Source organism: Arthrobacter sp. 10L430 (genome assembly GCF_056395245.1).
Genome location: NZ_JBFTJD010000021.1, coordinates 40,088 through 54,258, shown reverse-complemented (window position 1 = coordinate 54,258; position 14,171 = coordinate 40,088). Strand labels below are relative to the sequence as shown.

The 14,171-nt window shown below is 66.6% G+C and carries 12 protein-coding genes; 5 read left to right on the top strand and 7 right to left on the bottom strand.

Annotated elements, in window-relative coordinates; translation table 11 throughout:
- The first annotated feature begins 221 nt into the window (after positions 1-221).
- From AC1DDG_RS16575 to AC1DDG_RS16560, 4 genes are all read left to right on the top strand, one after another.
- Positions 222-2,204 (top strand): APC family permease, encoded by a 1,983-nt coding sequence (locus AC1DDG_RS16575; protein ID WP_476876886.1) that lies wholly within the window; start codon positions 222-224, stop codon positions 2,202-2,204.
- A gap of 309 nt (positions 2,205-2,513) precedes the next feature.
- Positions 2,514-3,362: a phosphatidylinositol-specific phospholipase C/glycerophosphodiester phosphodiesterase family protein gene (locus AC1DDG_RS16570; protein WP_476876885.1), complete on the top strand. Its 849-nt coding sequence runs from the start codon at positions 2,514-2,516 to the stop codon at positions 3,360-3,362.
- 523 nt (positions 3,363-3,885) lie between these two features.
- Complete coding sequence (locus tag AC1DDG_RS16565; protein ID WP_476876884.1) at positions 3,886-4,083, top strand: helix-turn-helix transcriptional regulator; 198 nt, start codon at positions 3,886-3,888, stop codon at positions 4,081-4,083.
- Positions 4,083-5,279 (top strand): type II toxin-antitoxin system HipA family toxin, encoded by a 1,197-nt coding sequence (locus AC1DDG_RS16560; RefSeq protein ID WP_476876883.1) that lies wholly within the window; start codon positions 4,083-4,085, stop codon positions 5,277-5,279. The genes AC1DDG_RS16565 and AC1DDG_RS16560 overlap by 1 nt, the downstream gene beginning before the upstream one ends.
- A 183-nt stretch (positions 5,280-5,462) precedes the next feature.
- Here AC1DDG_RS16560 and AC1DDG_RS16555 read toward each other — a convergent pair whose 3' ends face one another.
- The 4 genes from AC1DDG_RS16555 to glgX form a co-directional block, all read right to left on the bottom strand.
- Positions 5,463-6,149 carry a class F sortase gene (locus AC1DDG_RS16555; RefSeq protein ID WP_476876882.1) on the bottom strand — a complete coding sequence of 229 codons (687 nt, stop codon included), beginning with the start codon at positions 6,147-6,149 and terminating at the stop codon, positions 5,463-5,465.
- A 21-nt stretch (positions 6,150-6,170) separates the two neighbouring features.
- Positions 6,171-7,064, bottom strand: coding sequence for a hypothetical protein (locus AC1DDG_RS16550; RefSeq protein ID WP_476876881.1), 894 nt, complete (start codon positions 7,062-7,064; stop codon positions 6,171-6,173).
- A 276-nt stretch (positions 7,065-7,340) separates the two neighbouring features.
- Entirely contained in the window at positions 7,341-7,574 is a 234-nt protein-coding gene (locus tag AC1DDG_RS16545; RefSeq protein WP_476876880.1) for a hypothetical protein, read from the bottom strand.
- 185 nt (positions 7,575-7,759) lie between these two features.
- The gene (glgX, locus tag AC1DDG_RS16540; RefSeq protein WP_476876879.1) at positions 7,760-10,012 is read right to left on the bottom strand and encodes a glycogen debranching protein GlgX; all 2,253 of its coding nucleotides are present in this window, start codon (positions 10,010-10,012) and stop codon (positions 7,760-7,762) included.
- A 198-nt stretch (positions 10,013-10,210) separates the two neighbouring features.
- Here glgX and AC1DDG_RS16535 point away from each other — a divergent pair, with 198 nt between their 5' ends.
- Positions 10,211-11,425: an MFS transporter gene (locus tag AC1DDG_RS16535; protein WP_476876878.1), complete on the top strand. Its 1,215-nt coding sequence runs from the start codon at positions 10,211-10,213 to the stop codon at positions 11,423-11,425.
- A 30-nt stretch (positions 11,426-11,455) separates the two neighbouring features.
- On the opposite strand, the gene AC1DDG_RS16530 is transcribed toward AC1DDG_RS16535, so the two are convergent.
- The 3 genes from AC1DDG_RS16530 to AC1DDG_RS16520 are packed head-to-tail and all read right to left on the bottom strand — an operon-like array spanning position 11,456 to position 14,143.
- Positions 11,456-12,082, bottom strand: coding sequence for a dihydrofolate reductase family protein (locus AC1DDG_RS16530; protein WP_476876877.1), 627 nt, complete (start codon positions 12,080-12,082; stop codon positions 11,456-11,458).
- Positions 12,083-12,089: 7 nt separating this feature from the next.
- Positions 12,090-13,283, bottom strand: a complete 1,194-nt coding sequence (locus AC1DDG_RS16525) for an aminotransferase class I/II-fold pyridoxal phosphate-dependent enzyme (protein ID WP_476876876.1) — start codon at positions 13,281-13,283, stop codon at positions 12,090-12,092.
- A complete protein-coding gene (locus AC1DDG_RS16520) occupies positions 13,280-14,143 on the bottom strand; it encodes a class I SAM-dependent methyltransferase (RefSeq protein ID WP_476876875.1) in 864 nt (287 codons plus the stop codon). Before AC1DDG_RS16520 ends, AC1DDG_RS16525 begins: the two co-directional genes overlap by 4 nt.
- Positions 14,144-14,171 lie beyond the last annotated feature (28 nt).

The window sequence follows — 14,171 nt, the reverse complement described above, 5'->3', positions numbered from 1 at the left end:
TCAGCAAACTTCTAATTGAATCGAAGGAACCCGTGGCCACCCGAAGCGCGCAAAGCTGTGTCCGGCCATGCTGACCGAGAGCTTCCCCCTGCTCCTGCTGATCCTCGGCTGTGGTGTCACCGGCTACATGATCTACCGGTTTATCAAGGCAACTAAGTAGCCCCCGCCGTCGGCCTTAACGCCGGAACTGAACCGCAGCCCCCGAACTCCAGAAAGACATCATGACCGCAGCCGACCAGTATTCGATTCCCGCGAGCGTGCCGAACCCGGAGCCGGCATCCAAGCCTGGCAGCCCGCTGGTCAGGTGGCTGCTGGAGCACAAGGTGCACCAGCCGGTGGGACCCGAATCGGCCGAGGCCGGGGCGCACCAGCAGCCCTGGTGGAAGGTCATGTGCCTGACGGGTGTGGACTACTTCTCCACGCTGTCGTATCTTCCCGGCATCGCGGCCCTCGCCGCCGGTGCGCTGTCTCCCTTGGCCACGCTGCTGATTGTGGCCCTGACCCTGCTGGGCATGCTGCCGATGTACCGGCGGGTGGCGCACGAAAGCCCGCACGGCCAGGGTTCGGTGGCAATGCTGGAGAACCTGCTGCCGTTCTGGCGGGGCAAAATCTTCGTGCTGGTCCTGCTCGGGTTCGTGGCGACGTCCTGGATCATCACCATCACCCTGTCCGCCGCCGACGCCACGGTGCACATGCTGGAGAACCCGTACCTTCCGCCGTTCCTGCACGGCCAGGCCGTGTCCATCACTGTGGTGATGCTGCTGATCCTCGGCGGGGTGTTCCTGCTGGGCTTCTCCGAGGCGGTGGCGGTGGCGATTCCGCTGGTGGGGGTCTTCCTGCTGCTGAACGCCGTGATCATCGCGGTGGGACTGTTCGACGCCGTGACGCAGCCGGGTGCCCTGTCCGACTGGACCGCCGCAATCACGTCGGGCGGCACTGGCCTGGGCAACATCGCAGGGCCCGCCATTCTGGCGTTCCCGCTGCTGGTCCTGGGGCTCTCCGGTTTCGAGACCGGCGTCAGCATGATGCCCCTGGTTGCGGCCTCGGGGGCCACACCTGAGGACATGCTGCAGGACCGGATCCGGAACACCCGCAAGCTGCTGACCACGGCGGCGCTGATCATGAGCGTGTACCTGATCGGCAGCAGCTTCGTCACCACCGTGCTGATCCCTGCCGACGCATTCCAGGAGGGCGGCGAAGCCAACGGCCGCGCCCTGGCATACCTGGCGCACGAACTGCTCGGCAACGGCTTCGGCTCCGTCTACGACATCAGCAGCGTCCTCATCCTGTGGTTCGCCGGCGCCTCCGCCATGGCCGGGCTGATCAACATCGTTCCGCGGTACCTGCCCTCCTACGGCATGGCCCCGGACTGGACCCGGGCGGTGCGGCCTGTGGTCCTGGTCTACACGGTCATCAGCGTCCTGATCACCATCGCCTTCCGGGCCGACGTCAACGCCCAGGCCGGAGCCTACGCCACCGGGATCCTGGCCATGATGGTCTCCGGGGCCGTGGCGGTCAGCATCTCGGCCTTGCGCCGCAAACGCCGTCTGGCCGCCGTCGGCTTTTCGATTCTGACCCTGGTCCTGCTCTACGCGCTCGTGGAGAACGTGATCAAAAAACCGGACGGCATCGCCATCTCCGGTTTATTCATCCTGGGAATCGTCGTGGTGTCGCTGGTTTCGCGGGTCACCCGGACCACCGAGTTGCGCGTGGACCGGATCGAGTTCGACGACGCTGCGCGCCGGTTCATCAAGGACTCGCTGGACTACGACGGGCAGCTGGACCTCGTTGCCAACAGGCCCGAGGCCCGGGACGCGGCAGAATACTCCGACAAGGAAGCCGCCCAGCGGAAAACCAACCCCGTGCCCGGTTCCAACGACGTGATCTTCCTGGAAATCGAAGTGACCGACCCCTCCGGATTCAGCGAGGTCCTCGAGGTGCGCGGCGTCGAAGTGGGCGGGCACCGGGTTCTCCGCGCGGAAAGCCCGGCCGCGCCCAACGCCATTGCCGCCATCCTCCTCGCCCTGCGGGATGCCACAGGAGTCAGGCCGCACGCGTACTTCGAGTGGGCCGAGGGCAATCCGCTGGCGCACCTCATGAGGTACCTGCTGCTGGGCCGGGGCGACACCGCACCCGTGGTCCGCGAGATCATCCGCGAGAACGAGCCCGACCCCGAACGCCGCCCGGGCATCCACGTCGGCTGACGCCCGTTTTTTGGGGACGCTCTCGCAGTTCCCGTCGCCGTTCTTCCAACGCTCTCGCAGTTCCTGTCGGGTTTTTGGGGACGCTCTCGCGGGTCCTGTCGGGTTTTTGGGGACGCTCTCGCGGGATGTGCGGCAGCGCTGGGGATCGGCCCGGCACCACATGGGCTGACGACACGTCCTGTTCACCGCGGCGACAACATCAGGTGGCGGGACGTTTCCTGACGGGCGGCAGGGTGGTGGGGCACGCCGTCGGACTTTCCCTATCCGGGAGGCGGCCGGCGGACCCATCCCGCACTGAAGGAGAACCCTGTGCTGCTCAAAAGCATCCTCACCGCTCTTGTTGCCCTTACGGCCGTGGCAGGCATCGCCGCCCCGTCGTCGGCTGCGCCGCCGCCCGGCGTCGTTTCGGGGCAGCCGCACGCCGCGGCCCACGCGCACAATGACTACGAGCACAGCCGCCCGCTGTTCGACGCGCTCGAACACGGCTTCACCAGCGTGGAAGCTGACGTCTGGCTTGTGGACGGCGAACTGCGTGTTGCCCACGACCTGGCGGACGCCCGCGCCGGCGTGACGCTCGAGAGCCTGTACCTGGATCCGCTGGACGAAGTTGTTCGGCAGGAAGGCCACAGCGTCTACCCCGGCTGGGATGGCAGCCTGCAGTTGCTGATCGACATCAAGAGTGAGGGCGAAGCCACCTACGCGGCGGTGGAGAAGGAACTTTCTCAACATCCTGGGCTCACGACCTGTTACGCCAAGGGCAAGGTCATGACAGGTCCGGTCACCGCCGTCATCAGCGGGAACCGTCCCTTGGCCACCATGACGGCGGCGGACAAGCGCGTCGGGTTCTACGACGGCCGCTCCACCGACCTCGCCTCTGGCATGCCGGCCGAGCTGATGCCGCTGGTCAGCGACAACTGGACCAAGCTGTTCAGCTGGCAGGGCGTAGGTCCGATGCCGGAGATCGAGCGGGCCAAGCTGCGTGCCTACGTGAACACCGCCCACTCCAAGGGCTACAAGGTGCGCTTTTGGGCCACACCGGACCAGCCGGGACAGGCCCGCGACGCCGTATGGACTGAGCTGCACAACGCCGGCGTGGACAACATCAACACTGACGACCTCGCCGCGTTGGACATATTCCTCGGGGCACAGGGGCAGTAGGCACGCTCTCGGACGCCTCGTTCACTTCGCACGGGACGGCTCAACCCTCCGGAACATTTTTCTATGGCGCTGGCCGAGGGGTCCTGCACTTTCCCGACTAACTGATCGAACCCTCCCGCGTATTACCTTGCGAGAGGGGTGGGCGGATTTGGTCGCAGGATGTGCGAGAGGGTTTGGCGATTGGTTGCAGGATGTGCGAGAGGGTTTGGGGATTGTATGCAGGAATTGCGAGAGGGTTAGTGGACGGTCAGCCCGTTTGGCGCCGACTGGCCGTCCGGGCCTGCTTCACGGCTGCGGCGCTCATCTCGTGGGGAGCTTCACGACGTCGTACAGCCCCGAAACCCGAAGCCCCGGGGCACGCCGGCAGGTACCAGACCGGCGATATGCTGCCGATCTGCCTCCTGACCGTTAGTTGCCGCTTCCCAATGTCGAAAAGCGGCAGGATATTGCCTAAGGGAGATCTTTCGGCGATCCTTGGTTGAGGAACTGCCATAAACGGCAGAATATTGCCGGAAGGAGCTCGGTGGACGACTTTTCCTCAATAGGTGCTGGCATCCGGAGCGCCCGCAAAGACACGGGACTATCGCAGGAGGACCTTGCGCACCTGGCCGGGACGTCACAGCGCACCATCAGGGCGATCGAAACCGGCACCGGCAACCCCTCACTGAAAGCGGTAGTGGCGGCGGCCAACGTCCTCGGACTTCACGTGGCAGTGCGCTGATGCCCTCGGACCTGCAGCGGCTTAGGTTCATCAAGGCGGCGGACGTGTACAAGGACAGTGCTCTGGCCGGTCACTTGAAGCGGACGGACACTGGAGGCGTGGCCTTCGAATACACGCCGGGGTACCTGGCCGGCGGCCGCGCACCGGTGGCCTTTTCCCTGCCCTTGTCCGAGACTGCCGTGGAATCACCTGCCGGTGCGTTGCCCGCCTTTTTCGCAGGGCTGCTTCCCGAAGGCCACAGGCTGACGCTCTTGAAGAACGCGGTCAAAACCAGCTTCAGCGATGAAATGACGCTGCTTTTGGCGGTCGGCTCCGACGTGCCAGGCGACGTCCAAGTGGTTCCGGCCGGGGAAACTCCGGACGATACTCCTGCGCTCGCCGACCCATCGGACCCGGATGAGTTGGATTTTTCAGCATTGGCCACCGCCGTGGATCAGCACAGCTTGCCTGGCCTCCAGACGAAGGCAAGCGCCTCGATGATGACCACGCCGATGACTATGCGGGGTCGCAGGTATCTGCTGAAGCTCGATCCGCCAGAGCATCCGCACTTGGTGGAGAACGAGGCGGTCCACCTTGCTGCGGCGAAGGCGCTGAAGATTCCCGTGGCGGCAAGTTCTGTCATTACCGACAGGAACGGTCTGCCCGGACTGCTCGTCGAACGCTTCGACCGGGCCCAGGCCCAGGACGGCACCTGGCTGCGTTTGCCTCTGGAGGACGGAACCCAGGTCCTGGGCCTGCCGCCAGCCTCCAAGTACGCGATTAATTCGGAAGACGTGGTCCTGGCCTTGGCGGGCCATTGCAAAGCACCACTCGTAGCCGTGCGCAATCTCTATCTGCAGTTCCTGTTCGCTTGGCTGACGGGCAACGGTGATCTCCACGCGAAAAATGTCGCCGTGCTGGGAAGTCGAACCAAGGGATTTTCCGTCGCCCCGATCTACGACGTCCCGTGCACCCTCTTGTACGGAGACGACACGACGGCCCTGCCTCTTGCTGGAAAGACCAAGAACCTCCGGTCACGGCACTGGGCCGAGTTCGCGGACAGTGTCGGCCTGCCTGCTCGGGCTGCCGCCTCGGCCAACGCCATCGCTCTGGCGGCGGCCAGCGCCATGGACCTCGACGTCCTGCCGTTCAGCGGATCCGTTCTGCGCGGAAGCCAACGTGAATTGCGGTTCAGGCGGGCTGAACTGACCGGTTAGGTGACTGAGAGAGGGTTGGGGGTTTGGCGACGGGACGTGAGAGAGGGTTGGGGGATTGGCGACGGGACGTGAGAGAGGGTTGGGGGATTGGCGGCGGGAAGCGAGAGAGCGTCGGGGGATTGGCGGTAGGAAGTGAGAGAGCGTTGGGGGTTTGGCGACAGGAAGTGAGAGAGCGTTGGGGGGTCAGCGGGCGGCGGGGGAGGCTGTGACCACTACGTTCTTGCCCCAAGGATCCTCGGTGTAGCAGCTGATCAGGACGATCCTGTTGGGCACGACGTTCCAGATGTCGCTGTCCTTGAGGGTGTCCTTGCGATGTGTGGTGACGGAATCCACCACGTACTTCAGCGTTCCCTTGGCCGTGGCCACCGTGACGGCCTTGCCCACCAGGGACTTGTCGCTAAGCCTGTTGAACGGCGCCTCCCTTCCGTCCCAGCTGTGCCCGGCGATATAGGTCGTATTCGTGGAGCCTGCGCCGGGCACGCCGAAGGAGGTCAGCCAGTAGGCGTCCAGAGTGAGGGGCGGGACCAGGGACTGCGAGGACAGCTCGTCCGCGCTCGGCGTCAGCGGCAGGATGCGCACGTCGATGTTCGCTGCCGCGATGGACAGCCGGGTAGGCGCCGCGGCCGCCGGTCCGGCAGTCTTGGCCGCGGGACGGGCAGCAACAGCGGGCCCGCTTGGGGTGGCCGCTGCGCTCGCCGATGCGGGAGCAACGGAAGGAACGACGGCGGAGCTGCCGCCGGCATTTGGCGGGAACAGGAACAGCGCAACCGCCAGCCCGGCCGCGGCCACGGCGGGCAAGGCAAGCCAGCGCCTGCCGATGCGCGGCCGGGCGGTGGAGGTGTTCTGTGGCTCCAGACCTTGCGGGTCCATACTCTGTGACTCCATGCCCGACTAGCTGCGGCCGCGCTCCAGCCGGCGCATCCTCAACGCCACGGCCACGGGAACTGCAATGCCGGCCGCGAGCAGCCCGGCCAGCAGCGCCGGCTCCGGGTGGGCTCCGGGTTCAGCCTTGGCGGCGGTCTGCACGTTCAGGCCCTTGTTCGTGGCCACGACGGCCGTATTGGCGGTGCGGGCCCCGGCGGGAGCTGCGAGGACCGGATTGGTGACTACCGGCGTCGTGCTTCCCGGTGTGGTGACCGGCGGGGTGACCACCGGGTCCACGCCGATGCCATCCGGACCGCAGGCAGCCAGGAAGGCCTCGAAGAGTCCCGTGAGGCCGGCGGCGGAGCCCTCGTCGAGCGAGACGGCGGCCAGCGCCGTTTCGAAGTCTCGCACTGCGGCCTCCAACGCACCCTGCGCTTCACGGATCTCCGGGGAGTCAATCGCGGCGTTGTACGCGTCCTGAAGATCCTGCAGGTCCTGCTCCGCAGCGTCCACCGCGGCTTCTGCTTCGTCGGCGGCGGCTGTTGTCGCTGCGATGGCGGCCGGGTCGCCGGAATCCTCGGCGTTTTCCGCAGCTTCCTCGGCGGCGTCTGCGGCTGCGTGGGCAGCTTCGAGGCGGTCGATGGCGGCACCGACGGCGGCGCTCTCGTCAGCACCGGCGGCTTCCACGAGCGCAGCGTAGGCTGCCTGCGCGGTTCCCGCGGCCTGTGAGGTGGCGTCGATCCGTGCCACAGATGCTTCGGTGATCCCCGCGGCACCGAGCGCGGCTTCGAACTGGGTTGATGCCTGCAGGCATGCGGCGTCCCCCGGCGCGGCGGCGGCCATCGGTGCACCGAGGAGGAGCCCCCCGGCAAGAACTGCTGCTGACGAACCAGCGGCGACCCATTTCGATACAGCGGTCATAGGTTGTGCGTCTCCTGAAACACGAAGCGGCCGCAAGGACGGCCCCAGCGGTGTTCAGCGCGCGGTAGAACGGCCCTTGTGGTTTCCTCCGAAGGCACCGGACTATCCAAGCAGGTGAGACGCTCGTACTGCTGATCATCCGGTGTAAGACGGCGAGACCTCAGAGTTACCTGAAAGCCGTCCGAAAGATCGCTGTGAAAGCTAAAAATACAGAGCAAACGGGGATGTGGCAATCATGACGGCGGTCCTTTCTTCGCGCGCCGTCATCGGGCTGCCCTAGGCCCCGGAATCTGCGGACGCCGGCGGCAACCTGACCACCTCGAACGCCAGCGGATCCAGCAGCTTTCGGGTCCCGGTGCGAGACTCGAGAATCCAGAACATGCCCAGGACTGGCACCGTTTCGGTCACCTTGCCGTGGTAATACATGTGGCCGTTGTAGCGGGCCTCAATGAGGTCGCCGGGGGACAGTTCACGGCAGCTGATGACCCTGGGCATTGTTGATTCGTTCATGACGGGCTCCATCCCCTTGGCGACGCTGGCGCCTCGACCTTTCAGCCCGGGGGTCTACGCCGAACCGGCCTACGCCTGTCGGCGCACCTTCAGGATGGAGCCGCCACGTTGCGGCTGCGTTTCGGCCAGGTCATTTCTCCGTGACCTACTTTCACGTACGCCACGGGTATGAACAGGAGCGCCGCCTACACCGTGCCAGCAACCGCCCCGGCCCCCGCCCCGGCCCCCGCCTGCAGAGCCGCCGGGGCCGTCGCCGCCGGGGCCTCCGGGTTGTGGTTCTGCGACAGCACGGCCAGCGACGGCGCGATGGACAGGTTCGGCTCGGGCTGGCTCAGGGCGCGGGCGCGGAGCACCGTCATGGATTTCGCGCCCACCTTCAGCACTGAGCCGGCGTCGATGGGTCCGCGGTCCACTCCGGTTCCGGCGGTGTTGATCACCATGTCCCAGGATGTGGCGAACTCTCCTGCCGGGAGCGTGAACTTGATGTCGTCGTCGTGCGCGTTGAAATAGAGCAGGAAGTTCACGTCAGTGATCCGCCGGCCGCGGTCGTCCCGGCCCTGGATCCCATCGCCGTTGAGGAACACGCCGATGGTGCGGCCGAACCCCCTGCCCCAGTCCTCCGGCACCATTTCCGTGCCGTCCTCATTCAGCCACACGATGTCCGGCAGCTTCTCGTCCTCGCCGCGGAGCGCCGGCCGGCCGTCGAAGAAGGTGCTGCGCCGGAACGTGGGATGCTCGGCTCGCAGCCGGTTCACTGCCGCCGTGAAGTCCATGAGCGGCTGGTCCACGGCGTCCCAGTCGATCCAGCTGACCTCCGAATCCTGGCAGTACACGTTGTTGTTGCCCTGCTGCGTGCGGCCGAGCTCGTCGCCGTGCAGGATCATCGGCACGCCCTGCGAGAGCAGCATGGTGGCCACGAAGTTCCGCTGCTGGCGGGCGCGCAGCTTCAGGATCTCCGGATCGTTCGTGGGGCCCTCCGCCCCGCAGTTCCAGGACCGGTTGTGCGATTCGCCGTCCCGGTTGCCCTCCCCGTTGGCCTCGTTGTGCTTCCCGTTGTAGGAGACGAGGTCCCGGAGGGTAAAGCCGTCGTGCGCGGTGACGAAGTTGATGGACGCCACCGGCCGCCGCCCGGACCGCTCATACAGGTCCGCCGACCCCGTCAGGCGCGACGCGAACTCGCCCAGCGTGGCCGGCTCGCCCCGCCAGAAGTCCCGCACCATGTCCCGGTACTTGCCGTTCCACTCCGTCCACTGCGGCGGGAAGTTCCCCACTTGGTACCCGCCGGGCCCCACATCCCACGGCTCGGCGATCAGCTTGACCTGCGACACGATGGGATCCTGCTGCACCAGTTCGAAGAACGTGGAGAGCCGGTCGACGTCGTAGAATTCCCGGGCCAGCGCCGAGGCGAGGTCGAAGCGGAACCCGTCCACGTGCATCTCCGTGACCCAGTACCGCAGCGAATCCATGAGCAGCTGCAGCGAATGCGGGTGCCGCACGTTCAGGGTGTTGCCGGTGCCGGTGTAGTCCATGTAGTGCTGCTGGTCGTTGTCCACCAGCCGGTAATACGCCGCGTTGTCGATGCCCTTGAAGCTCAGGGTGGGCCCCAGATGGTTCCCTTCCGCCGTGTGGTTATAGACGACGTCGAGAATCACCTCGATCCCCGCACGGTGCAGTGAGCGGACCATCGCCTTGAAGTCCTGGACCTGCTGGCCCATCTCACCGATCGAGCTGTACGTGTTCTGCGGCGCGAAGAACCCGATGGTGTTGTAGCCCCAGTAATTGCCCAGGCCCTTCTCCTGCAGCGTGCCGTCGTTGACGAACTGGTGGCACGGCATCAGCTCGATCGCCGTCACGCCCAGCCGCTGCAGGTGCGCAATGACGGCGGGATGCGCGACGGCGGCAAAGGTGCCGCGCTGCTCTTTGGGCACCTCCGGGTGGAGCTGCGTGAGCCCCTTGACGTGGGCCTCGTAGATCACCGAGCGGTGGTACGGGATCTTGGGCGCGCGGTCACCTGCCCAGTCGAAGAACGGGTTGATCACCACGCCCAGCATGGTGTGCCCGGCGGAGTCCTCATCGTTACGGGAGGAAGGGGCGCCGAAGTTGTAGGAGAACATCGACTGGTGCCAGTCGACCTGCCCGGCGATGGCCTTGGCGTACGGGTCCAGGAGCAGCTTGTTCGGGTTGCACCGCTTGCCCATGGCCGGATCGTAGGGACCGTGCACGCGGTAGCCGTACTTCTGACCGGGCTGGATCTGGGGGAGGTAACAGTGCCAGACGAATCCGTCCACTTCGATGAGGTCCACGCGCGTCTCGGTGCCGTCGCTGGCGATCAGGCACAGCTGGACGGCCGTGGCCGCCTCGCTGAACACCGCGAAATTGGTTCCCGCCCCGTCGAAGGTTGCACCCAGCGGATACGCGTTGCCCGGCCAGACTTCCATGATCACTCCTGCGGCTGTTCAGTTGTTCAGTTGTTCGGGGGCCGCCCTTGGCCACCGTCGTAGGCTAATGCTAAGCAGACTTAGTACGCTCGCCAAGGACTGTCCTATTATGACGAATCCGGAAAGGTGATGCCTGATTCGTCACACCGGGGCCCTGCAGCCCCTTCTCCGCCTGCCGGCTTGCCTAGGATGAAGGGGATGACTCCGCCTGACAGCCCGCCGCCCTTCAGCCTCCGCAGCATCGCTGTCCCGGCGTTCGGCCCGGCGCTCCTGTTCAGTGTTGGCCAGGGTGCGATCCTGCCGGTGGTGGCGCTGTCCGCCCGTGAACTGGGTGCCTCCGTGGCCGTGGCCGCGCTGATCGTGACGCTGATGGGGCTGGGCTCCTGGTTCTTCAACCTGCCCGCGTCCGTCATCACCCTGAAGTTCGGCGAACGCTGGTCCATCGTGGCCGCAGCAGCCGCCGGGGCGCTGGCGCTGCTCGCCGCGGGGCTGTCGCTGGTGATTGACGACGGACTCTGGCTGCTCGCAGCGGCGATGGCCGTCGTCGGGATGTCCGCCAGCGTTTTCAGCCTGGCCCGGCAGAAGTATCTCACCGAGGCGGTGCCGCTGGAATTCCGGGCCCGGGCGCTGTCCACGCTGGGCGGCGTGAGCCGGATCGGCGTTTTCATCGGGCCGTTCGTGGGAGCGGCCGTGATGCAGTTCGCCGGCATCAGCGGGGCGTACTGGGTGGGCGTGGCCGGCATGGCGGCGGCCGCCGTGCTCGCCGTGACCGTCCGCGACCTGGTGGCTCACGCAGGGACGTCCGGTCCTGCCGGCCCGGCGCCAACGCTGCGCGGGGTGGCCGTCTCGCACGCCGGCGTTTTCCTGACGGCCGGAGCCGGCATCCTGCTGCTGTCAGCCCTGCGGGCCTCCCGGCAGGTGGTGATCCCGCTGTGGGCGGACCACCTGGGCCTCGACGCGTCGCAGGCTTCCCTCGTGTACGGGCTGTCCGGGGCGATCGACATGCTGGTGTTCTATCCGGCGGGCAAGGTCATGGACCGGCGCGGCCGCCTCTGGGTGGCGGTCCCGTCCACGCTGATCATGGGCACGGCGCTGATGCTGATTCCGATGACCGCGGGCTTTGTCGGACTGCTCCTGGTGGCGCTGCTGATCGGCTTCGGCAACGGGATCAGCTCCGGGCTGGTGATGACGCTGGGCGCCGACTTCTCGCCCGACCGTGGCCGCGGGCAGTTCCTGGGCCTGTGGCGGTTCATCGCCGACGCCGGATCCACAGGCGGTCCGGTGCTCCTGTCAGCCGTGACGGCCGTGGCCTCCCTCGGTGCCGGCGTGACGGCCACCGGCGTACTGGGGTTCGCAGCGGCAGGTGTATTCGCCGTCGTACTCCCCAAACTTAAGCACCGGCGGAACTACTAGTTAGTTCGTTGGGGGGACCGACGCAGCATGTCACGTGTTCGGGTCGGCCGTGGACGTTGCGTAGTCCGGGCGCCCGGCAGGCCGATAGGTCTGGATGGTGATCCCCCGGGAAGTGATCCGCGAGGTGACCAGTTCGAGCGCCATGTCCGGACCGGTATCGGGGAACAGCCGTGTGCCCTGGCCGACGACGACGGGATAGGTGAGCATGTCAAGCTGGTCCACCAGGTCGTTGGCGAGCAGCCACCGGACGAGGGCACCGCTGCCGGGCACCAGCAGTTCGCCGTCTTGCTGCGCCTTCAGATCACCGACGGCCGCGGCGACGTCGCCGGCCAGGACACTCGTGCCCGCCCATTGCGGATCCGTGAGGGTAGTCGATACCACGTACTTGGGCCGGCTGTTCAGCGCGGCGGCGATCGGGTTGGTGCTCGGATCGACCATCGCTCCCCAGTAGCCGGCGAAGATCTCGTAGGTCCGCCGGCCGAAGAGGAACGCTGCCGCGCCGCCGTAGACCTCGTTGAGATAGTCCCCGGCTTCGGGATCGAGAAGCGGAATGGCCCATCCGCCGCGGACGAAGCCGCCGCTGCGATCCTCGTCAGGTCCGCCCAGCCCTTGCATCACGCCGTCCACCGAGACGTTGGTCGTCGTCGTCAACCTCATATGGTGGTCACACCCCTTCTCGCTCGATGGCGGCCGCGAAGACCGGGAGGCTGTGCTCCACCATGTCCTCGCTGGAGGTAAGGGACATCCGGAAAAACCCGGGCGTCTCGAACAGGACGCCGGGGAGCACGAAGACGTCGTGCCGGCTCAGCGACTCGGTGAAGGCCTCATCATCCGCGATGGGCGAGTGGACGAACAGGTAGAACGTGCCCTCCGCCGGGCGCAGCCGGTAGCCCATGCTGCCGAGCGCCTCAACCAGCCTGTCCCGCTTCCGCTGCAGCTGCCCGACGTCGATGGAGAACTGTTCCAGCCGGGGGAGTGCGTACTGGAGGACGGCGTTGGGGTAGATCCAGCCCATGGCCAGCTGCAGGGCGCTGATCTCTTCCCGGAGCTCCTTGCGCTCGGGCATGGTGGGCGGCAGGGCCAGGTAGCCGATCCGTTCGCCCGGAGCCAGATGCGTCTTGCCGTACGAATAGGCCAGCAGTGTGTGCGGATAAAACTCCGTGGGGCTGTGGAACCGGGCGTCGTCGAAGACGATCCGGTTGTACGGCTCGTCCGAGATCAGATAGATCCGCCTGCCGTTGCGGGCCGAGGCGTCCTCCAGCAAGCCGGCCAGGCGCTGCAGAAGCTCCGGCGGGTAGATCCGGCCGGTGGGGTTGTTCGGCGAATTGATGATGACCACCCGGGTGCGGGGCGTGACGGCAGCCGCGATGGCTTCCAGATCAAGGTCGAATGTCTCCAGGTTGATCCGGACCTTCACGGGAACCAGCCCGGCTTCAACCACGAGCGGCTCGTAAAGAAACCACGGCGGCAGGCTGTAGATCACCTCGTCGCCGGGGTCCGCCACGGCCTTCAGCGCCAGGGCGATAGCGGTGAACCCGCCGGTGGTGAGATACAGGTCCCGCGGATCAAAGGGCACGTCCAGCAAACGGTGAAGCGATTCCGCGGCGGCCGCCCGTGCTTCCTCCCCGTTGGCTTTGTAGGCAAACCACTGGTCGTTGCGGGGCGTCAGCGCATCCCGCAAGGCGTCCACGTAGGCGTCCTGGGGCATCTGGTGCGGGTTGCCCAGCGTGAAGTCGCAGATGCCGGGGACGTGCTGTCGCCGGGAGTAGGTGGAGTTGCCCATGAAGGACTGGATCCGTTGAAGCGACGGGATGGACGCCAAGGCCTGCGCCCGGCGGGAAGCTGGCAGACCGGTCATTGCCCGGCCTCCCTCGCCGTCTTCTTCCTGGCGGTGAACAGCAGGTACTCCCAGTCCATCTCGTAGGCCGCATCGGCGTGGGCGTCGCTGAAGTTCTCGGCGAGCTGCGTGAGTGCCTCGTCCAGGGCCTTCACCTTGCCTTCGTCCCCGGCAAGGGATTTGTACACCGAGATGGTGGGGCCGTAGTGGGACTTGAAGTAGTGCAGGAAGTCCTCGGGCTGGTGGAAGCTGGCGATGGTGACGTGCTGCCGACGGGCCTGGATGTCGATGACGCGGTCACCGAGCAGCTCCCGCACATGCTCCTCGCTGCCCCACAGCGGGGGCGGCTGGGCGCCGCGCGGAGGCGGCGGAGCGAAGGGCTTCATGGCGGCAATCATCTGCCCGATGAACCCCTCGGGCGTCCAGCTCAGCAGCCCAATCGTGCCGCCCGGCCTGCACACCCGCACCAGCTCGTCGGCGCCCGCCTGGTGGTGCGGGGCGAACATGACGCCTAGGCAGGACATCACGACGTCGAACTCGCCGTCCGGAAACGGGAGGGCCTCGGCGTCCCCTTCCACCCACTCCAGCTCCACGCCGCGATCGGCAGCCTGGCGCCGGCCGGCGTCGAACATCTCCGGCGTGAGGTCGATGGCCACCACCACGGCACCCATCACGGCAGCGGGAATGGCCGCATTGCCGGCGCCGGCCCCGACGTCCAGGACCCGCTGGCGGGGCTTGACCCCGCACGCCTCCACCAGGATGGCGCCGAGGTCCGGGATGAGCTCGGTGGCAAGGGCGGGATAGTCGCCCTGGGCCCACATGGCCCGGCGCTTCTCCTTCAGGGCGCGGTCAGCCCCGGCCGAAACGTGGTGCTTCGTCATGTCGGCGCCCCTCTGCTGGTGCAGGATC